The sequence below is a fragment of the Pseudomonas sp. TMB3-21 genome, assembly GCF_054898145.1.
In genome coordinates, this window is sequence record NZ_CM142718.1 from 4,812,550 (window position 1) to 4,838,339 (window position 25,790).

Here is a 25,790-nt window from a genome sequence, read left to right on the forward strand (position 1 = left end):
CAAAATTGCTGCCGATAGTGTTTATGTCCCGTTCGAAGAGCGGCCAGAACACAGTTGATGCAAGCTTGCGAGGTGATCCATGGACAATTTGATGACCGCTCGTCCCCTACAAACCCTGTACGTCACCATTCGTCGCGACGAACTGCGTCAGCTGCGCGATGAGCGCGAATTGCTTATGCGCGAAGTCGCTCACCTGCAAGAGCTTTTGCAGCAGTTCCAACCTGCTGACTATCGGTTGCCAGTCACGACGAAAAAAGCGCTGCACAATTAATCGACAGAAAACCAGGCTCAGACCCTCCCGTTAGAAGGTCAGCCTGGTTTTTTTGTGCCCGTTATTTACCCTGTTCGCCGGGCGGCAGGCGCTTGAAGAAAAGCCTGGTCGCCACGCTTTTGCTGATATTGGCGCTTTCAATGGCCTGAATCTGACTGGTCTGCGCCTCTCGCAATTGGTCGGCATAGGTCTTGTACCTGAGTGCCGCCAACTTCAAGTGCCCCTTCTTCATCGTTCCAGCGCTCTTCTCATGGCAATGAAAATGCGCATACCACAGTGCCTTGTGATGCTTGCTGGCCAGCGCTTTTTCGTCGAGCACTTCAAACTCAAGCAGAAAGTCCGCACCACCTGACGCTGTGGATTTGTCCGACCAGTTCGAGTTGCCGATGCGCACTTCACCTTTTTCCAGCAGGTATTCGAGATTGCCCACGGTCGGCGGCAAACGCCGCGCCCCTTCGATGCGCAGGCGCACACCTTCGTCCCGCAGCGCTTGACTAGCGACCGTCAAGCGCGCGTTCAGGTCGACGGCGTTGTCGTGCTGACTCTGAGAAAATTCCTTGAGCCTGAGGTTGATCGCTACCGCTGTTTCATCGAGCTTGTTCGCCTGGCGGACCAACGTGTCTTCCTGGCTCTTGGGCTCCGGTTGCCTGCTCGCGCTCTGGCTGACCCTGGCTTTGAACTCAGCGAGTCCGGCCAGCAGCAGGCGTGCTTCCTTGAGCAGTTTGTTCAGACCCGGCAGCGGCCTGACCGGAGGCACCGGTGTCATCGGCGATTCGACGCGCCGCTCGGTGTAGATCGGTTCTGCAGCGTCGTGCCGGTAATACGTGGTGTGCGCCCCAGAATACGGATCGGTCGCCACGATGGTCTCGTCCGGCTCGTCCGTTTCGTCACTTGACTCGCCCATGACCATGCCTTCGGCGGTCTCGATGATGCGTCGAGTCGGGCTGCGTGTGCGTTTGGAGCGTGATTTGCCGCTGGCAGCGACCGGTTCGTCAACGGTCCCCAGCACTTCGGCGCGGGCGACTTTCGCCAGCGCTTCTTCCGCCATACTGCGAAATTCCGTCACGCGGGCAGTGAACTTGCGCACGAACTCTTCCGGCACGTAAGACATCCCACCTGCGGGCCGCTCCAGGTAATGGGCCAGGCCCAAGGCATTGGTGTAGTGCCGCACGGCGTCCTTGAGCAGCAGAATCCGCTCGTTGGGCGTATAGCCTGTCCCCGCATCCAGTTCCAGCAGATGCCAGGTCACACGGCCGACGGGTATACGACTGATGCCCTCCAGCCCAGCCGCCTCGAGCATGCTCGGCTCTACCAACGGGTCGCCGGTCAGCGCGCCCCGAATGGAGATCACTTCGAAAATCCTCAGTATGTCGGTGTCAAGCTTTCGCGTTTTCACCGCGTCGAGCAAATGGCTGGCTCGCCTTCCTTTAGATACTTGCTCATCCAGCGACGCGAGTTCCGCAGCTGTGGCCTCCAGCATCTCACTGACCGCTATTCGCTGCGGATAGAACTTGAGGATTCGTTTGCGCGCCTCGAACAGCGCGTTGTAAGGAATGCCTAGCGCAGCGTCGGGGCTGTCGTAGGCCAAAGGAAAAACGCTTTCCTTGGAATAGCCCAGTTCCGGCGGGGTGCTGGAGACGCTCTCCAGCGCCGATTCCGTCATGCTGCAGCGCAAAAGCCTTTCTTGCAGAAACTCGTAACGAGCTTCGCGCAGGAAATGTTCATCGGCATCGAGCACTGGCCGGACCTTGTCGAGCAGGGCGATGTATTTGAGTTGCAGCTCAACGAACAACTCACCCGCTTTAAGTCTGGTCTGATTGGATATCCGCAATTTCTGCTGCGCAGCGGCCATGTCACGTTTGAATTGAGCCTGTTGCGCACCTTGCGCTTCAGCGAATCCTTTCGAGGCGTCTGCCAGTTTGAGCGCTTCTTGCTGAAATTCTACATAGGCATCGTTGCCCGCATCCCGCGCATGGTTGATCTCTTTATCCAGCGCCAGTCGCTGCTCCTCGAGCACCTGCAAGCGTTGTGTCCGGGCGGCGCGCTCGGCATTCAGCTGTGGATCGCCAAACACGTACTCACCCAGCCGACTGGCACCGCCACCGCCATGGCGTACACGAAACTCAGGCGCGGTGTCCCACAAACCCTCGCCGTTGTTGCACAGCTCCAGCCATTTGATCGGCGCGGCGCTGCGATCCAGCAGGTGCACATTGCGACCCTGCGCCGGCGTCACCGGCGCCCAGCCCCAGCCGGAGATTCTTCCGGGAACCCGTGCGTACCAGCGGCCATCGACCACGTGAATGCCAGGCAGCGGCGCGGCCTCTATGACGGGTCCAACCGTGTCGGGATGGACCTGTAAATAGCGCTCGAGCGCCGCTCGCGAATCGCGGGACGGGGCCATGGAAAAATCCACGGCCGAATCGGTTATTTGCGTCGTGGCAGCGATGGGCGGCGTGTACCGGGCGGATACGCTGCCTCGCGACGCGGGCAATCGAACCGGAAGGTCGGACACATTGCCGGGCTGAAACCGATGAACCAATGCTGCCATCGCCAATTGTCCGAGCAGCGTGAATAACAACTGCCGGGTCGGGCCGGTGTCACCCTGGTCCAGGGTGCGCAAGGCACTCAAGACGGCGGACTCGGTGGTCAGCAGCCAACCCGCGGCGGCAGCCGGACCGCGCAGGTAAGGCAGAACCGCGCCCAGAATCGAGTCGAGTACTTTTTCGCCCAAGCCCTCCAGCGTCGCCCAGCGATATTCCGCGTTCGACACCGTCTGTTCGTCAGCCTGGCGCACCAGCACGCCGGCATTCGCTTGATACAGTGCGCTGAACACATCGCCCACCACCACTTCATCACACAGGACCGGTGGGGCCGCCGCCGTAATCGTCGAAAAGTCCACATCAAAGATCACCCTCGGCAGATGTGGTTCAGTGAAGCCTCCGTGGTTGTAAATCCTGCGGGCGTCGGGCTCAAGCCAATCCAGCACGCTTTTGTTGATCGACGAGTCGTCGCGGATCCGCTCCAACAGCGTTGGCCAGGACGCACACTCGACGAACACCGGTGCGTAGAACGGCCGGTACAGAAGAAAAGGTCCGTGGCTGGTGTCTTGCGGGCCGATCACGAACTGATTACTCACCACGTCTGTGCGGTCTGCCTCGTCAAGCACAAAGGCCAGCGCCCTGAGCACGATCGGCTGCAGGTCAAGGGTGCGCGCAGCGGTCTCGGCTTGCACCAGCGCGAGCACTTGCCGATAGCCGGCCTCGGTCACATGGCCATTGCCGGTCACTTTGTATTCAAGCGCCAGCATCGGCAGTTGCAGGCGCAACTGGTTGGCGAAGCGTGTTTCCCGCTCAAACCGCAGTGCTTTGTCGCCCAGCAGCTCGCGCTTGACCAGCAGTGGGTAAGCCGTGCCGATATCCGCTCGCGACATCAGCTCACGCAGAGTGTCGACGTTTACCCAATCCGGCAGTGGCGCGCCGTTCTTGTCGCGTAGCGTGGTGGCAGCGTGCAGCAGACCACCCAGATTTTTCAAGGCGCGCCGGGTCAGGGTATCGGTTTGGCTGACGACCGTGCCCGTCGCAGCGCCGGGTGCATCGGCCTGATAGCGAACCTGCGTGACCAACAAGGCGTCGGGGTCGAACGCCGGACCGAAATCCACCATCGCCTGCTCCAGCGCATGCCTGGCAAACACGGCGGCGCTGTCGATGCCGTCGTCATAAGCCCGGCCATCCGTGGCTTGCTGCAATGCCGCGAGTTCCAGCAGGTATCGGCTGTAGGCCAGCAGGTCCTCGGTGCTGGCAAGCGGCAGCCAGTCGGGTTGGTTGTCGAGCACGCTGTCGAGCATTGTCGATGTCGATGCGTGGTCAGCGGAGGCGTGAAAAAAACTTGAGACATCACTGATCTCGGCATACCGCGACTCCAGCGCTGGCAAATCCTGCCCGGCGATATCACCCATATCGGCGACACGCTCCAGTTGCGAGTCGAGCATCGCCTGGGCCAACGTGACGAACACATCGGTGTTTATAGTCCATGGCTGAACGTCCAGCACCACGTGGCTGGTCGACGAACCGGTCACGCGTTGCGCCTCGGCGAAGGCTTGCAGTGTGTTGAATGATGCAACGGTTCCATCGGGGAAAAACTGCAGGATTATTTCCCGGTCAGCCACCGTACGCGTCACCAGCACTGCGCTGCGGGTAAGGACCCGGAGCGCTTCGTCCTGACCCGTTTGATAGCGCACCAGAAACGCTTCAGTAGCTTTCTCCCCGTACACCTGCTGGCGCTCGGATCGTTGCGGGCAATGGGCAATTTGCTGCAGCGTGCGGATTTGCTCGGCATCCAGCCGATCGTCACTGTTGCCCGGTGCAAGCTGGATCAGCAATGCGCCTTTGCAAAGGTCGGCCAGCCACTGCCAACGCTTGGTCTCACCGGCCAGCGGCTCGTTCCAGAAGTCCGCGAGTGCGGTTTGCAGGGCGCCGATCATCACGTCCGGCAAACCTCGCAGTAACGCTTCGACTTCCCGCATCTCGACATCCAGGCGCCGCCCGCTCGCGTCGCTGAGAAAGTGCCCGGAGGTAAACCACAGCGAGGCTTTGCCGGTGACCGAGGCGATCATCACCTCGAACAGCGGCACCGTGGAATGCCTGGCGCCGTCCTCCCCCGGTGGCATAACGGTGTTGTCGCGCTCGTGCCCGACGTCCCAACCCGGCACGTTGAGCGTGGTGGTCAGCACGTTGATGTGCAGGTCCGGGTAGAGCCTGGCGAGCGCCGCGGTGAATTGTTTCAACGCGGCAGTGATGACGATCGGTCGATGGGCAAAGACCGTTGAAACGGCATAAGCCAGTACTTTTCCAGCATTCAATGGAGGCGCTACAAGCGAATGATCAGGCATGTCCCTTTCCTTGGGAGGCGATTGGCGTGGCAGGTTTGCGTCCTGCGTAGCGCTCATCAAAACCCGGGATTGACCGCGCTGTGCGGTAACCCGATACCGCCACGGCCGTTGGGAAACCGGGTAGCTCACGAACTTTTCACACCACTCTGGTCATAATTTTCTCATTGTGGCCGCCCGCTGAATTTTGCGTGTCCGCTATTTGCTGCCGCTGCCTGCGCCAGCCACCTCGAATCATTTGCTGGAGCCCTGAATGGCGACGTTTGAACGCAGCAACACGACTGCGAAAGGTTTCGATTGGCCCGGATTTCTCTGGCTGTTCATGTTCTTCTGGTACTTCTCGGGCATTACCCAACTGTTGATCCAACTGACGGGCACCTCCGGTTTCAGCGGGTTTCGTCAGGCCTTCGTGATGAGTGCCATCTGGCTCGCGCCGATGTTGCTGTTCCCGAAACAGACCCGCGTGATGGCGGCGGTAATCGGCGTGGTGCTGTGGGCTTGTTCGATGGCGAGCCTGGGTTACTTCTTCATCTATCAGCAGGAATTTTCGCAAAGCGTCATCTTCATCATGTTCGAGTCGAACATCTCTGAAGCCGGCGAGTACATGACCCAGTACTTTGCCTGGTGGATGGTCGCGGCATTCCTCGCCCACACCGCATTCGCCTGGTTCCTGTGGACGCGCCTGCGCCCGGTGTACATGCCGCGTGGTCGCGCACTGGTGGCGGCGACCGCCATCGTGATCGCAGTGGTGGGTTATCCGCTGATCAAGCAAACGATGCGCACGGGCAACTTTGCCGAAGGTTTCGAGAAGTTCGAAACCCGCATCGAGCCGGCCGTGCCATGGCAGATGGCAGTGGCGTACCACCGCTATCTCGACACCCTCGCCGGCATGCAGGACATGCTGCACAGCGCGAGCAAGATCGCCCCGCTGAAAAACCTCAAGGATGTCAGCGCTGATCAGCCCCAGACGCTGGTGCTGGTGATCGGCGAATCGACCAACCGTCAGCGCATGAGCCTGTACGGCTACCCGCGCGAGACCACGCCTGAACTGGACAAACTCAAGGATCAGCTGGCGGTTTTCGACAACGTCATCACCCCGCGCCCCTACACCATCGAGGCGCTGCAACAGGTCCTGACCTTTGCCGATGAAGACAATCCGGGGTTGTACCTGTCGACGCCGTCACTGGTCAGCATGATGAAACAGGCGGGTTACAAGACGTTCTGGATTACCAACCAGCAGACCATGACCAAGCGCAACACCATGCTCACGACCTTCTCCGAACAGGCCGACGAGCAGGTGTACCTGAACAACAATCGCAACCAGAACGCCGCGCAGTACGATGGCGACGTGATCGCGCCGTTCAACAAGGCGCTGACCGATGCCGCGCCACGCAAGTTGATCGTCGTGCATCTGCTCGGCACACACATGAGTTACCAGTACCGTTATCCGTCGACGTTCGACAAATTCAAGGATCGCAACGGCGTGCCCGACGGCGTACGTGACGATCAATTGCCGACGTACAACAGCTACGACAATGCGGTGCTGTACAACGATTTCGTGGTCTCGAGCCTGATCAAGGACTACGCCAAATCCGACCCGAACGGCTTCCTGCTGTACCTCTCCGACCACGGCGAAGACGTGTTTGACTCGCCCGGCCACAGCACGCTGGGCCGCAACGAGAGCAAGCCGACGGCGCCGATGTACACGATTCCGTTCATGGCCTGGGCATCGCCAAAATGGCGAGAGAAGCACAATTGGGATTTCGCCGCAGACCTTGGCCGGCCTTACAGCAGCTCGCACCTGATCCACACCTGGGCGGATATGGCCGGGTTGAGTTTCGATGAACTTGATCACAGCAAGAGCCTGGTCAGCGACAGTTTCAAGCCGCGACCACTGTTGATTGGCAATCCTTTCGAGCGTCAGCAGAAAGCGCTGATCGACTTCAGCCTGATCAAGCCGAAGGTGAAAGCCGACCCGGCGGGCATTGTCCTCAAGTAACCGCATGCCCTTTGTAGCAGTTGGCGCAGCCTGCGTCCGATCGCGACACGGTTTGGACGCAGCCTCGCAGGCTCGGCAGCTGCTACAAGCTTGTGACATATTCACAAATAGTAATTATTCTCGTTTATTGCTAATTATCGCCGCCCTCCTTCGTCCTTGAATCAACGGAAATTTTTCCATCGACGACAAGGAGTCGGCAGCGATGTTCGCGCCTATCACCCGTTCCATGACTTTTACCCTTGGTCTGTGCAGTGCAGCGCTATGCCCTGAGCTGTTTGCAGAAACTGAACTGTCAGAACAAACCAGGCGCGATGTTCTGGAGCTTGACGCCACCAATGTGACCGGGCAAAACCTGGGCCGCACCACTGAAAACACGCAGTCCTACACCACCGGCGCCATAAGCAGCGCCACCCGCCTGAACCTGTCGATCAAGGAAACGCCGCAGTCGGTTTCGGTGGTAACCCGCCAGCAGATGGACGATTTCAAACTCGGCACGCTGTCCGAAGCCATGAGCCAGACCACCGGCATTGTTGTGCAACACAACGATTCCGATCGGGTCAGTTATTCCTCGCGCGGTTACCCGATCAATAATTTCCAGATCGACGGGATGCTCAACACGTTCAGCTACATGAAGTCCGACGCCGACACGATCATTTACGACCGTATCGAAGTGGTACGCGGCGCGACCGGCCTGACCACAGGTGCCGGCGATCCCTCGGCCACCATCAACATGGTGCGCAAGCGCCCTACCTCGCAATGGCAAGCCATGAGCGGTGTCAGCGGCGGCAGCTACGACAATTATTACAGCTACGTGGATGTCGGCGGTCCGCTGGGGTTCGATGGACGCCTGCGCGGGCGCGGCGTGCTGGCCTACCGCGACAGCCACTCTTATCTCGACAACTATCAACTGCAACGGGAGGTCGGCTACGGCATTCTCGAAGCGGACCTGACCGACGACACGGTGCTCGCCGTGGGTTACGACTATCAGGACAAACAGGTGCAGGGCACGTCGTGGGGCACCGTGCCGTACTGGAACGCCGACGGCAGTGAAGCCAGGCTCGGACGGTCCACCAACATGGCTACACCCTGGAGTTCCTGGCCGCTCAAGGACAAAACCGCTTTCGCTACGCTGGATCAGAATCTCGGCGAGGGCTGGCACCTGAAAGCCGCCTACACCCATCGCGAGAGCGACACCGACGGCAAGATCTACTACGGCGGCAACGGCTTCCCCGAGGCCGATCGCAGCGGCATGGTGGCCAACGTCAGCCACATGATCGGCGAGCAGAAGATGAAGGCGTATGACTTCAACGTGTCCGGGCCCTATGCGTTATTTGGCCGTGAGCACGAAATGATGTTCGGTTATGGCGAGGCCGAGCGCAGTGACGACAATCCCTACACCGACAGTGACATCGCGTCGGACTACGCCAACGTCCCCGACTGGAAATACATGAGCGCGATTCCCAAGTTCAATGACACCGTGACCGATCTGCAAGCGTCCAGCAGCAGCACTCGGCAAAAGGCTGGTTATCTGGCAACCCGCCTGAGCCTGACCGACGACCTGCACGCCGTGCTCGGCAGTCGTTACGGCAGCTGGAAATCCACGAGCACGACCAACGCCTACGCTGACAATCTGCAGTTGCGCAGCGTCGATGCGACCTCTCAGCAGCACAACGACATGTGGACGCCCTACGCCGGGCTGCTTTACGACTTGACGCCTGAATACACCGCCTACGTCAGCTACACCGACATCTTCAAGCCGCAAACCTACCGCGACAGCAATCGCCAATATCTTGAACCGGTAGTCGGCAGCAATTATGAAGTGGGGCTTAAGGGCAGCTTGCTGGAAGAACGCCTGAACCTCGCCACGGCAGTGTTCTGGAGCAAACAGGACAACGTCGCCGAACTCGATGACTCGGTGCCGCCGGACCCGGTGACCAACGAGGAGTTCTACAAGTCCAACGGCAAAGGCAACAAGGTCCAGGGTTTCGAAGCCGAACTGTCCGGCGAAGTCTTGCCGCAGTGGAACATGATTGCCGGGTACACCTACACCCATTCGGTGACGGGTGAGGACAAACGCGCCAACACCAATCAGCCGTTGAACATGCTGCGCCTGTCCACTTCGTATCGCTTGCCAGGGAACTGGCAGGCGCTGACCGTCGGCGGCGCGCTCAACTGGCAGAGCGACATTTACCGAACAGCCAATCGCCCGGTCGGTCGGGCCGCGAATGGAGGCATCATCACCCAACGCACAAACATTCGGCAGGAGGCGTACACCGTGGTCAAACTGATGTCGCGGTATGCCTTCGACGAACACCTGTCGGCATCCCTGAACGTCGACAACCTGCTCGACGAGAAGTATTACGACAACGTCGGTTTCTATAACGGCGTGTACTGGGGCGCCCCGCGTACGGTGACCCTGAGCCTGGACTGGAAGCTCTGAGCACAGTTAATTCCCAATTAACGGGATCGGCAGATAATGCCCGCGCAGTATTGCTTCATGGACGAAATCGCATCCGACATGCTTAGTGGGAGGCAGACCATGAAAACGACACCTTTGATTGTTGCCGGGCTGATGACTTTTGTTTCGGTGAGTGCATTTGCCGAAGGTGGCGCAGAACGCATGCGCTATTACTACGAGAGTTTGCGGTTGAGCCAGCAGGAGAACCAGCGTCAGCAAGATGCTGAGCTGCGCGTTCCGGACGATCAAACTGCGCAAATGACGGAGAGTTACAAGCGGTGAGGTAAAGAGGGCGTCTCCTGGGGCGCCCTTTTTTGTTGTCGAAATATGGGGCACTGCTCGCCTGCCGGACGGTATGTGTATGTTCGCGCTTGCGAAACTAAAGCTGAATATCTATCCACCTTACGTCATCTTCATACGGAGTTGACGCTTGTAGATTGGCTTGGCGTTCATGCGAGCTCAGAAAATGGTAGCCTTCGAACCTCGGATTGCATATATAAGGACATTCCTGTGGTAAGACACATTTTATCACCTATTTTCACTTTACTGCTGCTGACAGGTTGCCAAGCGCAAACCTCTCCTTTACCAAAAAGCCAGAAACTCTCGCCGAATAAAGTCGCTGAAATCAACGCGACCATCGAGCATAAATACCCGAAACTCTCAAGAGAGCTTCGCGGCAAGCTACTGGATACCGTGGTGCAGTCACTGGATAACATGGTGTTTATCGAAGGTGGCGAGTTTCAGATGGGCGATTTTGGTTGGCCGTATGACGATGACCCTGCAAATCTGTGCGATTGGCCATGCGGCGTGGAGCCGGACCGGATGGGGCGTATTAGCATGCACGGTGATGATGACTTTGTTCATCCGGTTAAACTGAGCAGTTACTCACTGTCGAAATTCCAGACAACACTGGAGGATTTCGATCTGTTCTTTATTGCTCACGGCAAACCGTTGTTTGATGCGGAAGATCGCAAACGAGAAGAATTGCATGAAATTTTTTACGCCCCGAAGCTGCCTGCACCAACCCAAAGTTGGCAAGAAGCAAAAGATTACTGCGGTTGGTTGGGGAAACTCAGTGGTTTGCCAGTGGACCTGCCCACAGAGGCCCAGTGGGAATATGCAGCCCGCAATCGCGGCCAATATGTGATGTTCTCCACCGACAATGGAAATTTAAACTATGGGCGTAACTTCCCTGCATCAGGTAAAGGTAAACGCCTTACTTTCGCGGTTGATAGTTTTGTCCCCAACCCCTTGGGAATTTACAACCTGTCCGGAAATGCCACCGACTGGGTCAATGATTGGTACGGCAAGGACTATTATCGTGTCTCACCTCTGATTAACCCTACCGGCCCCGAGACAGGCACGCTTCGAGTTCTTAAAGGATCAGGCTATGGTGAAGGCCCGCTGCTCACCGCGAGTACCGTACGGCGATGGGCAGAGGTACCTGTAAGGAAGCGGCATGTCCCCGGCTTTAGCTTCCGCTGTGCTGTTCAATCTGATCAGCCCATATAAATCAGGGGTAATAAGGGCGCTATAAATGCGCCCCCATTATTCTCTCATCGTTTATGCCAAACCATAAAACCTGCCGCTGTTCTGTGCGGCCGCCAGCACTTTCTCTTTACGCCAAGCATTAGCAGGCTTGCAGGCTGCTCGGGCCGGACTATCGGAACTGGATAACCGCCATACTGTTAATGAACCGATCTCGGTTTTTCCTGATTATGGCTGATTAGAAACTGGTCAGTTCCTCGGCTTCTGCCCTTATAGCATTTCGCGCCGCCCCCCCAAAAACAAGCATTTCATCCCTCCCCCACTCAACCCCCTCAATCGTCTTTTGCACTGAGATCGAGAACCATGCAAGAGCACAAAAATGTTAGGCTTGGCACCTCGGATTACATGTATAAGGACATTCCTGTGGTAAGACACATCTTTTTACTTATTTATACGTTACTGCTGGTGACAGGTTGCCAAGCGCAAACCTCTCCTTTACCAAAAAGCCAGAAACTCTCGCCGGATAAAGTCGCTGAAATCAATGCAACCATCGAGCATAAATACCCAAAACTCTCCACCGAGGTTCGCGGCAAGCTACTGAACACAGTGGTGCAGTCACTGGATAACATGGTGTTTATCGAAGGTGGCGAGTTCCAGATGGGGGATTTTGGTTGGCCGTATGACGATGACCCTACAAATTTGTGCGATTGGCCCTGCGGCGTGGAGCCGGGCCGGATGGGGCGCATCAGCATGCACGGTGATGATGACTTTGTTCATCCCGTTAAACTGAGCAGTTATTCCCTGTCAAAATTCCAGACAACACTGGGGGATTTCGATCTGTTCTTTATCGCTCAGGGCAAACCGTTATTTGAAGCGGAAGATCGCAAACGAGAAGAATTGCAGGCAAAGTTTTACGGTCCCATGCTGCCAGCGCCGGTCCAAAGCTGGCAAGAAGCTAAAGATTATTGCGGTTGGTTAGGGGAGCTAAGTGGTTTCCCGGTAGATCTGCCCACGGAGGCCCAGTGGGAATATGCAGCACGTAATCGTGGTCAACATGTAGTGTTTTCCACCGACAATGGGAGTTTGAACTATGGACGTAACTTCCCTGCATCAGGTAAAGGTAAACGCCTCACCTTTGCGGTTGATAGCTTTGTTCCCAACCCCTTGGGGATTTACAACCTGTCCGGAAATGCCACCGACTGGGTCAATGATTGGTACGACAAAGACTATTACCGTGTCTCACCACTGATTAACCCTACTGGCCCCGAGACAGGCACTCTCCGAATTCATAGGGGATCGGGTTATCCAGAGGATCCACTGCTCACCGCGAGTACAGTACGGCGATGGGCAGATGAGCCTGTAAAAAACGGGTATTACCCGGGCTATAGCTTCCGCTGTTCAGTTCAATCCGATCTGCCGCTTTAAAGCAGGCAGAATGAGGGCGCTATATGTGCGCCCTCTTTATTTGCTCAACGTTTATGCCAAACCATCAAACCTACCGCTGTTCTGTGCGGCCACCAGCACTTTCTCTTTACGCCAGGCATTACTAGGCTTCCAGGCTGCTCGGGCCGGACTATCGGAATTCTGCTTAACCGCCAAACTGTCAATGAAACGATTGAATTTGTCTTGCTCATCGCCGGTAAGCAAGTCATTGATTCGTTCCAGACTATTCATGGCCTTAACTTTTGTCCCGTCGAGTGAACAATGCTCCAGCACTTCAATAAATTGTCTCCAGCGACGTACCTCGGACAGAAGAATGACGAGTGCCTGCTCCTGCCTTTCGTTGAAGCTGCCAATTCCCTTGGCGACAACCCCTTCTGTCAGCAGATAGACCATCGGCCCCATGGTTTCAGGCGGCAACACGCTCAGCTGTATAGCCTGATTCCCAACCCGGATGATCTTATCTTTCTCATGACCGATTAGATAATTGGCCAGTGCTTCAGCTTCGATCCTCGTGGCTGCTCTCTTATCCCACCACTTAATCATCTCAAAGGCACCATCTTTGAACGCAGAGCTGAACGACTTTGCGGGCGAGGTCGCCACCTGATATAGCCCGGACGCCATGTACCTAAACGCATCCTCAGTAACTCCCGAGAGGTGCCTGTAGTCAACATCAGCCAAGGCATTACAAAACAGCAATGTCAGCTTCCCAACCTGCTCTACATCCACCAACGCACCAAACCCACCGCCCGCACCAGGGCCAAATATCAGCGAGCCTTTACAGTTAAATGCCAACCGGTTATCAGCGATACTGATACCAATCTCACCATGGGCACCAATACCCAAAGCGACATTCCCTTCTACTTTGAGCTCGGCCAATTTAGCCCAATTGCTGTTGGCGTTTGCCTGACCGACGAAGGCTTTGCCCGTCCCTTGCTTTTCCGGCTCAACCCACTCAAAAGCCCCACTGAGAGCACCGCCTGTTTGCGCTCCTGCAAACGCATCGCACTTGACGCCGATATTGCCACCGGGGCCGACTTCCATGGTCGGCGTACCCAGTAACGCGGTTGCTCCGGCGGGGGTTTCCGTCGGCTTGTATTGCGTTTTGACCCCAGCCTCGCCCTGTAACTTCGCTCCGACAAAGCATGACAGCTCCAACTTGCCACTCATGCGAAACACGCCCATCGGATGCAGCACTTCCTGTTTCAGGGCATTACGATAAACCATGTTCGCGACGTATCCGCCCTGATCAGGAAAATACGAATTCAAGGACGCTGAAGCTTCCGCCAACGAGAACGCCGCGCTGCCTTTGACACCCACGTCAATACTGCCTTCTTTGGGGTTCCAGTTATTAACCCCTGCGCTGGCGCTGGCCGCGAATCGCAGGGCGTGGGCTTCGGCACTGATCGCGTAGCGCGACGCGTCGCTCTGATTGGACGTCCAGGACACTTCCTGATGCAGCGTATTGAGCAGGTTGTCCTGTTTGCTGGTCCAGGTACTGATCTTGAGCTCCAGATTGCCCAACGGACCGGCTCTACGCCCTTCACCGACGGCGTTTTTGATGTCCTTGATCAGGTCTGCGGCCAGTTGCTTGTTGAAGGGTTTCCCGGCCATGACGCGCGTAGGGACTCGAACGTTCCATGCGGTGGTACTTCGCCAAGGGATCGAGACGTAATGACGCCGAGTCGGGTCGCTGAACAGGATGACTTCCACCACGGTAATGCCGGACCTGGTCTGGCTGCCACGCTGAGTCTCACTGCTGCGCCCCTTGCCATGCCTGAGATCCGGGGCGGCGTTGCTTGCGCTGGTTGAGCTGTCATCGGATTCGGCTTTTTTCTGAGCCGCCAATTCAGCGCGGAGTTTGCCTATTTCCTGATCCAGCTCCGTGATTTTCTTGCTCTTCAATAACTTCCAGTTGTCTTCAAATTGCGTCCAGCCATAAGACCTGGGCTCGTAAGCCTGATACCAATCACGCGCCTGCTGCAAGGCGAATATAGCCCCCTGAAGATCTTTATCGGTTGTCGGCGGTGCCGCTTTGGTTTGCCGGGGTTTGAGGTCGCGCTTCAGCAACCCGGCGCCTTCAGCTTTGACTGCCCAAGCCTCTTTGACACAGCCGGAGCACGCACAGCTGGCGCCGGGATTTTGAGTTTTCTTGCACTGCATAGCAGGCAGCGCTTTGGCGAGATTTTGATGCAGCTCATCCATCACCTTCTGGACAGCGCGGATTTCCTTCTTCAATGCCTTGGACTGTTTATCCGTCAGAATAAAAAAATGCGGCTCACCGGTAATATGGGCTACATCGACCAATTCCTCATCGCACTGGGCCTGGCCCTTGAGTGCGACGGAGCTGGTGTTATCTGCGTACATCGGCGGCGGCAGTCCCGGCTTGGGCGCGGTGTCGGGCAGCTTCAGTTCCCAACCAGGCTTGATGTAGCCGGGATTAGTAATGATCGGGTTAAGCGCTTGTATCTCGGCCGTGTTAACACCGTATTGCCGGGCAATTACCCCCAGCGTATCGCCATCTTTAACGGTATAGGTATTGTTCATCGGGATCATCGTCCTTGTGACTCAGAGAAGCTCAAGCTCGATTAGCTTGTCGCCAAGGCCCAGGTCATCACGGGCCAATAATTCGGAATTTGGAGTGCGTCCCCAGAATCCATCGCCCTGACGTAACGCCAGACGCAGCCAGCGTTCCTGCTCGGCCAGTTGCAGATACCCTGCGGTCTGAGCGCCAAGTAGTTGCCGATAAACGAACTCCACCGGCTCAGGCATCGCAAGTACCGCCTGATAGCCCAAGGCAAATCGTCCCGCCAGAATTTTCAAACGGTATTGATCCATAAGCGCCTGGCGATCGACGTCAATGTGCAACCAACCAGGCTGCTGAATTTCTGCATGCGGATCCGGTTGGGGATTAGCCAGATATCGCCAGCCCAGCTCGTTGCGCCAGGCCAAGCCAGTGAGCGGCCCCATGAACTGCAACAGCTCTGTTTCATCGAGGCTGTTCAACAGCGGTTCCAGCCAGCGCGGATCGAAAAAACGCATCATCTGGGCAGGCGTGTCATCGGTGCTGATGGTCAGCAGGCTGCGCCAATGTTCAACGGCTCGCTCGAAGGACTGCTCATCCTCCAGATAGGCGACACACCCGGCATCTGCCCGTTCCAGCAACCTGCTGGCATGCTCCATCGAAGCACCAGGTGCAGGACACAGCAACGCGAAAGGCCCGGCCACTTGCAAACCCGCATAAGGGGTCTCGTCGAAGAGCGGCACATAACGTTGGAAGCCAAAGCCAATGGCTTGATCGGCATGCGCTGGTAATTGCGGATCGAAACTGGCGTCCAGAATCACACACAGGACTCGCGAAGCTCCAGGCGTCTCAAAGGGTGAGGAGAGGGTCTCGATCATGCCGCCTCCCCCGGCTGGTGGATTGGGCACTGACCTGATGCATCGAGCTGACAGTCAGGAATAGGTAAGAGAGCACCTGCCACCGCTTGCTCCTGGTAAAACGGCAGGCTGGGAAGCGGCAATGCTGACGGTGTTGCCAACCCTTCAAGCATCCCTGGCAACACCGGAGCAGCCGCGGTTCCGGCAGCAGGCGCGCCACCCGTTTGAATCTCGGTGCTGCTGAAAATACCTTTCGGGCTGATCACGATGTGCTGCCCGCCACCTTTCAAGGTGATGCTGGCTCCGGCATCCAGTATCAGATGGGCACCGGCCTTGAGGTGGACTTGCTGACCTCCCTCAATCACCACTGTTTGCCCTACACGGGTATGACTGCTGCCGGCGACCTGCAAATAGTCATTGGCTTTGAGATCCACTTTACGGTCAGCGTTGACGGTGCGCAGTTCCTCGGCTTCCAGCCCGTAATGCTATTGCCCTTGATGGTTTCGCGGCGTTCGTTACCCACCTCCAGTCGGCTGTCATTTTCGATCTTCTGCTCCATATCACGCTGAGCACGCAGGGAGATCAGCTCCTGGCCGCTACGGTCTTCAATCGAGAGCTCGTTATAGCCGCCACTGGCGGGCGAGCTTTGGCTGCGCAGCACGGTTTTGGTTTTATTCGCGGGCAAGGGGTATGGCACAGGCGTAACCTTGTTAGGCACACACCCGGTAATCAAAGGATTGTCGGGATTACCCTCCAGGTAGGTCACTACCACTTCCATGCCGACACGCGGGATTGTCACCGCACCGAAGCCGTCCCCCGCCCAGCTGGACGACACCCGCAGCCAGCAACTGCTCTTGTCGCTGCCAAGTTCGGCGCGGTCCCAATGGAACTCGACCTTGACCCGTCCGTACTTATCGCAATGGATGTCCTCACCTTTGGGCCCGGTGACACGGGCCGTCTGGCTGACCAACATTGTCTTGCGCGTAACCAACGGTGGACGGTAGAACACATCCCAGGGAATCGCGCTGAAGCTATTACGGTAACCTTGGGTAAAGCCGTCTGCGGATTCAACGTCGCTGGTGATTGCTTCTTCCAGTACCTGAGGTTGCTTGCCTGAGTGCGTCACACTGAGCAACAACCACAAATCGTTGCACTGCTGACGCGGGTGTTCAGTCAGATCGAAGAAGTGGCCGCTGCGCAGGGTCGGCTGGTCGCTTTTACCCTCGGCCAGCTGGTAGTCGGCACGGTGCCGCTCCAGGGACTGCCGGGCAAGCTGTCTGCCGAGCTTTTCATTTTCGTGCAGCACCGGGTAGCGGTAGTCTTCCAGTGCAGGACTGAACTCAGCGGTAAATTGGCTTTGCAACAACAGGCTTGGGCGCGCTGGATCATAGCCTCGGCGCGTGGCCGTGCTGGTACGGGTGCTAAAGCGCATGGAGAACTGACTGACGACCGGGTGTTCCGCCACCAGGCCGCAGCCTTGCCGATACGGTGTACCCCCCAGCTTGGGAAAAAAGGTCTGATCATCGGTAAATACGAGATGGTGACCCTCTTCGCTGTGTTGGTGGTGCCACGAAATTCCATCTTCACTGCACACCCTTTGGATGAACTCGAAATCGTTTTCCGCATACTGGGTACAGTACTCGCGCTCTGGACTGGTGCTCACATGAAAGGTATAGGCATCAGCCTGGATACCATGCCCCTGGAGCACTTGGGCGACGATTTGCGGCACTGTCAGATGCTGGAAAATCCGCTGGTTGTGGCTGAACTGCAAGTAATGCAGGGCCGGCACCAAGGTTAGATGATAACGGGTCAGGCGTTTACCTGTTTCACCCACGAAAACATCTTCCAGTCGGCCATGAATACCTTCGCCATTCAGGCCGAACTGAAGGAATGCCGGCTGACTGAGCAGGCTCTCCAGATCGAAATCAGGGAACTCGCTGACCAATTCGATTTGAATCGCATACAAGTGGCTGATGGCTTCAGTGCCATTGAACCCCAGTACCTGAAAGTCGTTGCGAACAGCGGGAATTAATAACGCAAAGTGCGCAGTATTGGCCGGCGCGAACATAGGCTAGCCCCTTAAGCAGTAATACTGGACACGAGTGGCAGAGAAGACTTGATCCAAGTGCAGATACTACATTGACGTGCCGCCCCCACCGTCGGAATGTCAGGTCTGCTGAGGGGTGTACTGGGGGAGAAAACGAGGCTTTGAACGTCATGCGTGGAAACATCGACTGTCAAAGTGAGGCGCGGTAGCGAGGAAGCGTTGAACATTTGTTGCTCCTTTTTTTGCCCTTGGCAGGGTGAGTCCTGATAAGTACTTAGGGTTCGTACAAGGGGTCGGCCATCCATAGCCTGGGCATATAACCTGTCGAGCACGCTAACAAAGCGAAACAAGTATTGATGTAGGACGGTTCCCAAAGATGTATCTAATTTTGTTTTGGCGGGGGATTTATGACCGCGAATGACACGCCTTCAATTAGGCGTTGAGGTCGCATTAAATTGCACAGACTTATCCAACCGCCACTGCCTCGCAGCTTGTTTACTTCAAGTGTTGAAATATCGGATGACGTCCGCAGACCTTGTAGGCAAATCCGAATCGTGTTTTTTGGGCACTTTGATGCCTTGTTGCGTTTTTCTTCGACGGGATACTCTCCGGAAGTCGCTGACCATTCAGCGATCGGGCTTGGAAACCCGTCGAATCGAACGCTCCGTCACCCTTCATGAATGCAGCCCGTATCACGGCCGTATTCTTGAATATGGCAGCTGTGCGTGGGACGCCCTCGGGCGTGCCGGTTCCATGGTTCCCGGTTTTCCAACCCGCGCATAGCTGCCACCCATTCGCTTGGAAACGAATGTGGCAGCTCCTCGAACCCTGGAGCAAAACATGACAACAACAAATCAGCCCGATCCCTCAGATCTAAAAACCATCGGCCTCACCCCCTTAATCTACTGCTCAACCCAACCCCTCTTCCATGTCACCCGAGACGTTCCCCTCTGCGATGCGCTCGCCATGGCCTCAGACTTCCTGTTCCTTGCCAGGGAGCTGACCGGGACGCTGCCTTCAATCGCGATACCGACCGACACATCTGGGCCGCGCATTACCTGACGGCGATGAGCAAGGCTGTTGTTGATGATGCGGGAAGGTATTGGAGCGGCCTGTTGCAATAAAGCCCTGACCTTCAAAACAAGCGCCCGAGCGCAACTGAAGGCGCCCAGACACCAACCAATAAAAAGCCCCCGTTACCTGTAAGGCAACGAGGGCTTTTGATCAGCGCCTGAATTTACAGCGGCTTGGTCCAGAACAGCATCCGCCCGTGCGCCGGGTCGAACATGCCGGCAGCGAATCCGAATTTGGCGTAAGACGATTGGGCCACTGCATTTCCTTCCAGCACTTCCAGAGTGATCTTGCAGCAGCCGCGCTGGCGGGCAATGTCCTCGACCTTTTGCAGCATCTTCTGGCTCAGGCCCAAACCGCGAAACTTCGGCACCACTGACACATCGTGAACATTGACCAGTGGCCGACAGACAAACGTCGAAAAGCCTTCAAAGCAGTTCACCAGCCCCGCGGGCTCGCCGTTGACGAATGCGAGCACGCTGAAGGCGTGGGCACGTTTGGCCAGTTCTTGTGGCAGTTGAGCCAGGACTTCAGCGGGCAACGAGTGACCACCGCCCATCGGGTCTTCAGCGTAGGCATTCAGCACCAGGCCAATCGCCTCGGCATGCAGCGGGTTGGTGTAGCTGGCCTGAAGTACACGTATTTCTGCGGATTCCATTTCCATCCTCGATTACTGCGCGGTTGCCTCAGCGCGCCATCCGCGCTGCAGGGTCCGGCGACCCTAGCGCGAGTCACGCACTCACTGCAACGGTTGCACGCCCGTGCCCCAGATCAACGCCTCGGTCCAGCCCAGCTCGGCGAAATCCGCGGCGCGCAGGTGTGCTTCACCGACACTGAAAAACTCGTCGAGTTGCGGCGGTGCAACCGGGGTGCTACTGAGCATGCAGTGTACTTGTCCGCGATGATGGATCTGGTGTTCGAACAGGTGCGACAGCAGGCGCAAGCGACTGTCGTGCTGCGGCGTTTCTCGGGCAATGGTCACGAGCTTGCCGAGGTCGGCGTCACGCAACTGTTCGCAATAGGCGAGCAATCGGCGATCGACGTGGGATTGCTCGCGCTGCAGGTCTGCAGCGCTGGAGCACGGCTCGTCGTCCTGGAAAAACACCAGGCAGTCAGGGTGCGGAGCATCGCCGCGCAGCTCGCGCTCCAACGCATCCACGTAAAACCAGTCGCAGGTGAGGATATGGTTGAGGGTGGCGCGCAGGCTGGGGAAAAAACCGCTTCGCGGCGCGCTCAGTTCGACGTCACTCAGCTGACGCCAGGCCTTGGCGAGTCGATGGTTGGCCCATGCGTTCTGATAGGCCATGGTCAGCAGATGGTGGGACAAAGGCTGATGCACAGTGGCACTCCTTCGGGTCAGGCCTCGGCGAAACGTTGCAGCTGCATTTCCTGCAGGCGGCTGAGGGTGCGGCGAAACGGGAATGCCAGATACCCTTCGGTGTAGAGCGATTCCATCGGCACCTGCGCTTCGAGGTACAGCGGCACTTTACGGTCGTAGCATTCGTCGACCAGCGCGATGAATCGCCGCACACCGTCGTCATGCACCGACAGCTGCGGCAAATGCCGATCACCGGCAGCAACGCGCTCGACGCCATCCTCGGTACCGCGGGCGATCCGCCCCTCGCGCTGTTGCGCGCTGAGGTTGGGCACATCACTTAAAAGAATAGCCTTGAACCGGTCGCACAAGGTCATGAAATCCATGGCGGCAAACGGTTGTTCACAGAGATCGGCGTAGCGGCACCACAGCACTGTCGGGCTGGCCTGCACCACCGCCAGCGAACGGTGCCCGACCGAGATCGGCGAACGGCTGACCTGCTCGCCCACGGTCAGCGTGTTGAAGACCTCACTCAGCGCGCTCGGCTCACCGCAAACGGCGACCCAGTACCGTTGCAGACCGGTGCCTGGCTGCAAGCGATGATCGGCGCCCCCATCCACCGCAATTACCTGCATATGCTGTTGGATCGCCTTGACGGCCGGCACGAAACGGTCCCGGTTGAAGCCATCCGCGTACAGCTGCTCCGGCGGCTGATTGGAAGTGCAGACCACCACCACGCCCTCCTCGAACATCACTTCAAAGAGACGCCCGAGAATGATTGCGTCACCGATGTCATTGACGAACAGTTCGTCAAAACACAACACGCGCACCTCCGCACTCAACTCGCGAGCCAACGCTTTCAGTGGGTCGGCCGTACCGGTCAGTTGAAACGAGCGCTGATGCACCCAACCCATGAAATGATGGAAATGCTGGCGCCGGGCCGGAACACGCAAGGTTTGGTAGAACTGGTCCATCAACCAGGTTTTACCCCGCCCGACCGGCCCCCACAGATAAACACCGGTGATCGGAGCCCGGCCTTCATGCAACGCTTCGTGACATTTCTGCAGCGCCCAGACAGCCTGTTCCTGGGCTTCGTCCTGAACGAAGCCTTTGTGTTCGATCGCGTGTTGCCAGGCGCTTAGGGGGGAGTCGGGATTCATGCGCGGCAGTATACGTTCGCTCCGGTTGAACTGGAAAAAGCTTTGTAAAGTAGTCATTAACTGCAAAACCCGGTCCTCAAGGACATAGCTTTCGCTGGCAAGCCAGCTTCTACAATTGATCGAGTGCATTCACTAGTACGGGGCAACATCCAAATCCGTATTCGCGAGCAAGCTTTGCTCCAGGGATCGGGTACATTACGGGCAATTCGCAGCAAGCGTTGGAGCAAGATCTGCTGACAGCGTTTGCCTGAAGTCAGCGAAGCAACGGATGAAAACAAGAGGACAGAGCGATGGAGCATGTAAACCACATCCTGATCGTGGATGACGATCGCGAGATCCGCGAACTGGTCGGCAATTACCTGAAAAAAAATGGCCTGCGCACTACTGTGGTTGCCGATGGCCGGCACATGCGCAGCTTTCTTGAGGCCAATACCGTCGACCTGATCGTCCTCGACCTGATGATGCCTGGCGATGATGGCCTGGTCCTGTGCCGCGAATTGCGTGCAGGTAAGCATAAAGCCACGCCGATCCTGATGCTCACCGCTCGCAACGATGAGACCGACCGTATTCTGGGCCTGGAAATGGGCGCCGACGACTACCTGACCAAGCCCTTCGCCGCCCGCGAATTGCTGGCGCGGATCAACGCCGTACTGCGCCGCACCCGCATGCTGCCGCCGAACCTGCTGATCACGGAAAGCGGGCGTCTGCTCGGTTTCGGTCGCTGGCGCCTGGACACCACTGCTCGGCATTTGCTCGACGAAGACGACACCATGGTCGCCCTCAGCGGCGCCGAATACCGCCTGCTACGCGTGTTCCTCGATCACCCGCAACGGGTGCTCAGCCGCGACCAACTGCTCAACCTCACCCAGGGCCGCGACGCCGACCTCTTCGACCGGTCCATCGATTTGCTGGTGAGCCGTCTGCGCCAACGGCTGATGGACGACTCTCGGGAGTCGACCTATATCAAGACCGTGCGCAGCGAAGGCTATGTATTTTCCTATCCGGTGGAGATGCTCGGGGCGCAGTCGTAAATCCAACCGGCATCACGCGCGCGGCCCGTTGCAAGCGGAAAGCCACAAACCTCCGTAGCAGACAGCGCTACATGTTGACCAGCCGGATGGCGAGGGCTTTGGCCTGGCTGGCGACGTCGGTGACGGCGGTGCTTTCCCACCACATGCCGCGCAAGGGTGGGCCCATGGCGAACAGGCGATTGGCGACCTTACCGTCAGCGTTCAACACCGCGCCATCGACCGCCGCAGCGATACCCAACGCCAACGGCCCCGACTGAACCAATCCTCGCGCCAGCAGCTGCTGCGGCAACGGTCGCGCAACTCGCCGCCAGTCGTATTCGATGCCGCTGGAATTGATCAACGCCGCGCCACTGACCACAACCGTATCCGCCTCGCCACGGCGCCGAATGCGAATGCTCACCCCATCCTCCGAGGACGGCTCCAGCCCTTTGAACGACGCGGCCTGAATTCGCAGCCGTCCTTCCCCATGCAACCGCTCCACCAGCTGCGCACTCATCGGCGGCGAGCGGTGATGATGACTTTCCCACCACGGCCGCACATGCCGTACAAACTGCCGGCGCTGCACGTCGGTCGCCTGACTCCACAAGCGGCCGATGTGCGCCCGCACGGTGTCGAGCGGTGCCTGCCAGTCAATGCCTTGCGCCATCGCATCCCGGCAATGCCGACGCAACTCGCGGACCAATTGGCGCGGCGTGCAAATGCGCTGGTCGGCAGCGAGGAAATCCACCCAGGCCGGAGGCTGTCGACGCACGTGCGGCAGCAAGCCATGCCGGGAAAACACCTCGATCGGTCCACGGTGCCCGGCCTGTTCCAGCGACACCACGGCATCGACCATGGTCAGGCCGGACCCGATGATCAGCACGGTCGATAGCGGATCGAGCTGACGCATGGCGGCGACGTCCCACGGATCGAGCGCTGCGGCGTTGACCCCGCTGGATTCCGTCTGCGGCGTGCGCGCAGCGGCAAACATCCCCGTCGCCAGCACCGCGCAAGCGCCCTGCAATTGTTGGCCATCAGTGAGCGTCAGCAAAACACGCTGATCATCGGTGTGCAGATCAACCGCCTCTGCCTGCACGTGTTCAATCGTCGAACCCTCGACAGCGCCCTGCGCCTGCGCTTCAGCCAGACGCTGCTGCACGTACAGGCCGAAAATCCCTCGTGGCGGAAACAGTTCACTGACCGGCACGTGTTGCTCATCGGATTGCGGCCAGCCGCCGGCGGCAATGTAGGCGGTCAGCCACTGCGTAAGGTCATCGGGGTTGTCGGGGTCGACGCTCATCCGCGCCGCGTTGCCATTGAGCGTATGGCCGAGTTCGACCGCACTGTACGCTTCGCCCCGACCGAGTTCGGCGCGGGGTTCGATCACCAGCACCGAGCGCTTGCCCGGCAGGCGCAACAGCTGCGCCGCGAGCATGGCGCCGCTGAGGCCACCGCCGATGATCAGGATGTCTGCGTGGCGAATGGCGGCTGGCTCCGATGCGCTGTCGATTTTGCTCATGCCGCTCTCACTGGTCAGGGTTCGCCAAAAAAAGTTCTGCAGACCACCAGAACACTAAATCACCACATTGCGCACAAACTGCACCGCCACCGGCCCATCATTGCGATAAGCATGCGGCTGGTTGCTGGCAAACATATAAAACTCGCCGGCCGCAATTTCGTACGGCGTGTCCTCTAACAACAGTGTCAGGCAACCTGCAAATACGTAGATCTGTTCACTCCAGCCTTCGGCATCGGCTTGCGACGGGTAGACTTCGCCCGGTTGCAGGCACCATTCCCATTGCTCGACTTCTCGGGTCGCGGTGGCTTTGGAGAGCAGCACGGCTTTGCTGCCGGTAATCTTACCGGCCCAGGCGACCTCATTGATGCGGCTCGGATCGCGGGCGTCGGGCGCCTGGATCAAATCACTGAATGCGACGTCCAGCGCTTCCGCCACACGGTCGAGGGTGGTCAGGCTGACGTTCTTCTCGCCGGCTTCGATAGCCACCAGCATGCGGCGGCTGACCCCGGACTTTTCTGCCAGCGCGGTCTGACTCATGTCGGCCGCATGGCGCAGACGTCGAACGTTAAGGCTGACGTGCTGCAGGACTGAGGCTCGTTGGCTGGAATCTTTGTGCACTATATTGCTCACTGGATGGGGTTGGGCAGTATACTGCGCACCATTCGGCGCATTGTGCGTCGCCCACAGGTAGCGCGCAAGGTTATGACGTCGTTGAACTCCTCTCCTCGTTTCACTCGCTTGAGTAAAGCTGAATGCGTGCTGGTCGTCATCACGATGGTCTGGGGTGGCACGTTCCTGCTGGTGCAACACGCGATGACGGTCAGCGGGCCGATGTTTTTTGTCGGCCTGCGATTCGCAGCGGCGGCGTTGATCGTTGCGCTGTTCTCCTGGCGTCATCTGCGCGACCTGACGCTATTCGAACTCAGAGCGGGCGCGTTTATCGGCGTCGCGATCATGCTCGGTTATGGCCTGCAGACGGTCGGCTTGCAGAGCATTCCCAGCAGCCAGTCGGCATTCATTACCGCGCTGTACGTGCCGTTCGTGCCGCTGCTGCAATGGTTGGTGCTGGGCCGGCGCCCGGGGCTGATGCCGAGCATCGGCATCATGCTGGCGTTCACCGGGCTGATGCTGGTGTCCGGCCCGGCGGGCGCGTCGTTCAATTTCAGCCCGGGTGAAATCGTCACGCTGATCAGCGCGGTGGCGATCGCGGCAGAGATCATTTTGATCAGCGCCTACGCCGGCCAGGTCGATGTGCGCCGGGTGACAGTGGTGCAATTGGCAACCACGTCGGTGCTGGCGTTCCTGATGGTGATGCCGACCCAGGAAGTGATCCCGGATTTTTCGTGGTTCCTGCTGGGCAGCGCGCTCGGCCTCGGTGCCGCCAGTGCGGCGATTCAAGTGGCGATGAACTGGGCGCAGAAAAGCGTTTCGCCGACCCGGGCGACGTTGATTTACGCCGGTGAGCCGGTGTGGGCCGGGATCGTCGGGCGTCTTGCAGGGGAGCGTTTGCCGGCGATCGCATTGCTCGGCGCGGGGCTGATTGTGGCGGCGGTGATTGTCAGTGAGTTGAAGACCAAGGGTAAAAAGGTTGAGGCTAATGAAGCGCTAGAGCAGGAAACCCAAGGTTAAGCATCAAGATTTGCAGCAACCGCAAGGCCTCTCGCTAAGCTCAATACAGACCTTTGAAACAATGAAATACAGGAATTTTCCGGCTACCTTGTAGGATTCTGCGACAGCTTGACGTTT

The 25,790-nt window shown here is 58.0% G+C and carries 16 protein-coding genes and 2 pseudogenes; 9 read left to right on the forward strand and 9 right to left on the reverse strand.

Translation table 11 applies throughout. The annotated features are described in order from the left end of the window. The first annotated feature begins 79 nt into the window (after positions 1-79). The gene (locus tag ACYZTS_RS21845) at positions 80-271 is read left to right on the forward strand and encodes a DUF6026 family protein (protein WP_028623570.1); all 192 of its coding nucleotides are present in this window, start codon (positions 80-82) and stop codon (positions 269-271) included. Positions 272-332: 61 nt separating this feature from the next. Here the strand turns inward: ACYZTS_RS21845 and ACYZTS_RS21850 are convergent, their stop codons facing one another. Continuing rightward, positions 333-5,159, reverse strand: coding sequence for a hypothetical protein (locus tag ACYZTS_RS21850; RefSeq protein WP_461991994.1), 4,827 nt, complete (start codon positions 5,157-5,159; stop codon positions 333-335). Between the two features lie 250 nt (positions 5,160-5,409). Here ACYZTS_RS21850 and ACYZTS_RS21855 point away from each other — a divergent pair, with 250 nt between their 5' ends. The 5 genes from ACYZTS_RS21855 to ACYZTS_RS21875 all read left to right on the forward strand — a co-directional run bounded on the left by ACYZTS_RS21855 (position 5,410) and on the right by ACYZTS_RS21875 (position 12,526). Then, positions 5,410-7,155, forward strand: a complete 1,746-nt coding sequence (locus ACYZTS_RS21855; RefSeq protein WP_461991996.1) for a phosphoethanolamine transferase CptA — start codon at positions 5,410-5,412, stop codon at positions 7,153-7,155. A gap of 202 nt (positions 7,156-7,357) precedes the next feature. Beyond that, on the forward strand, positions 7,358-9,595 hold the full coding sequence (locus ACYZTS_RS21860) for a TonB-dependent siderophore receptor (RefSeq protein WP_461991998.1): 2,238 nt from the start codon (positions 7,358-7,360) through the stop codon (positions 9,593-9,595). Positions 9,596-9,694: 99 nt separating this feature from the next. After that, positions 9,695-9,895 (forward strand): hypothetical protein, encoded by a 201-nt coding sequence (locus tag ACYZTS_RS21865; protein ID WP_461992000.1) that lies wholly within the window; start codon positions 9,695-9,697, stop codon positions 9,893-9,895. Positions 9,896-10,123: 228 nt separating this feature from the next. Further along, a complete protein-coding gene (locus tag ACYZTS_RS21870) occupies positions 10,124-11,125 on the forward strand; it encodes a formylglycine-generating enzyme family protein (RefSeq protein WP_461992001.1) in 1,002 nt (333 codons plus the stop codon). A 339-nt stretch (positions 11,126-11,464) separates the two neighbouring features. After that, positions 11,465-12,526: a formylglycine-generating enzyme family protein gene (locus tag ACYZTS_RS21875; RefSeq protein WP_461992003.1), complete on the forward strand. Its 1,062-nt coding sequence runs from the start codon at positions 11,465-11,467 to the stop codon at positions 12,524-12,526. Positions 12,527-12,577: 51 nt separating this feature from the next. On the opposite strand, the gene ACYZTS_RS21880 is transcribed toward ACYZTS_RS21875, so the two are convergent. The 3 genes and pseudogenes from ACYZTS_RS21880 to ACYZTS_RS21890 all read right to left on the reverse strand — a co-directional run bounded on the left by ACYZTS_RS21880 (position 12,578) and on the right by ACYZTS_RS21890 (position 17,990). Then, positions 12,578-15,088, reverse strand: coding sequence for a LysM peptidoglycan-binding domain-containing protein (locus ACYZTS_RS21880; RefSeq protein WP_461992005.1), 2,511 nt, complete (start codon positions 15,086-15,088; stop codon positions 12,578-12,580). A 21-nt stretch (positions 15,089-15,109) separates the two neighbouring features. After that, a complete protein-coding gene (locus ACYZTS_RS21885) occupies positions 15,110-15,943 on the reverse strand; it encodes a DUF4123 domain-containing protein (protein ID WP_461992007.1) in 834 nt (277 codons plus the stop codon). Then, positions 15,940-17,990, reverse strand: a pseudogene (locus tag ACYZTS_RS21890) (type VI secretion system Vgr family protein). Before ACYZTS_RS21890 ends, ACYZTS_RS21885 begins: the two are co-directional and overlap by 4 nt. A gap of 819 nt (positions 17,991-18,809) precedes the next feature. On the opposite strand from ACYZTS_RS21890, the pseudogene ACYZTS_RS21895 reads away from it, so the two are divergent. Further along, a pseudogene (locus ACYZTS_RS21895) lies at positions 18,810-19,093 on the forward strand (DUF3077 domain-containing protein). Positions 19,094-19,206: 113 nt separating this feature from the next. Here ACYZTS_RS21895 and ACYZTS_RS21900 read toward each other — a convergent pair. From ACYZTS_RS21900 to zapE, 3 genes are all read right to left on the reverse strand, one after another. Beyond that, positions 19,207-19,698 (reverse strand): GNAT family N-acetyltransferase, encoded by a 492-nt coding sequence (locus tag ACYZTS_RS21900; protein ID WP_028623562.1) that lies wholly within the window; start codon positions 19,696-19,698, stop codon positions 19,207-19,209. An 81-nt stretch (positions 19,699-19,779) separates the two neighbouring features. Beyond that, positions 19,780-20,379: a DinB family protein gene (locus tag ACYZTS_RS21905; RefSeq protein WP_461992009.1), complete on the reverse strand. Its 600-nt coding sequence runs from the start codon at positions 20,377-20,379 to the stop codon at positions 19,780-19,782. A gap of 17 nt (positions 20,380-20,396) precedes the next feature. Further along, a complete protein-coding gene (zapE, locus tag ACYZTS_RS21910; RefSeq protein ID WP_461992011.1) occupies positions 20,397-21,515 on the reverse strand; it encodes a cell division protein ZapE in 1,119 nt (372 codons plus the stop codon). Positions 21,516-21,805: 290 nt separating this feature from the next. Between zapE and ACYZTS_RS21915 the strand changes: the two genes are divergently transcribed. Next, entirely contained in the window at positions 21,806-22,546 is a 741-nt protein-coding gene (locus tag ACYZTS_RS21915; protein WP_028623559.1) for a response regulator, read from the forward strand. Positions 22,547-22,613: 67 nt separating this feature from the next. On the opposite strand, the gene ACYZTS_RS21920 is transcribed toward ACYZTS_RS21915, so the two are convergent. After that, entirely contained in the window at positions 22,614-24,044 is a 1,431-nt protein-coding gene (locus ACYZTS_RS21920; RefSeq protein ID WP_461992014.1) for an FAD/NAD(P)-binding protein, read from the reverse strand. A 54-nt stretch (positions 24,045-24,098) separates the two neighbouring features. Continuing rightward, positions 24,099-24,662 (reverse strand): helix-turn-helix domain-containing protein, encoded by a 564-nt coding sequence (locus tag ACYZTS_RS21925; protein ID WP_461992016.1) that lies wholly within the window; start codon positions 24,660-24,662, stop codon positions 24,099-24,101. 15 nt (positions 24,663-24,677) lie between these two features. Here ACYZTS_RS21925 and ACYZTS_RS21930 point away from each other — a divergent pair, with 15 nt between their 5' ends. After that, a complete protein-coding gene (locus ACYZTS_RS21930; RefSeq protein WP_461996515.1) occupies positions 24,678-25,673 on the forward strand; it encodes a DMT family transporter in 996 nt (331 codons plus the stop codon). Positions 25,674-25,790: the final 117 nt, after the last annotated feature.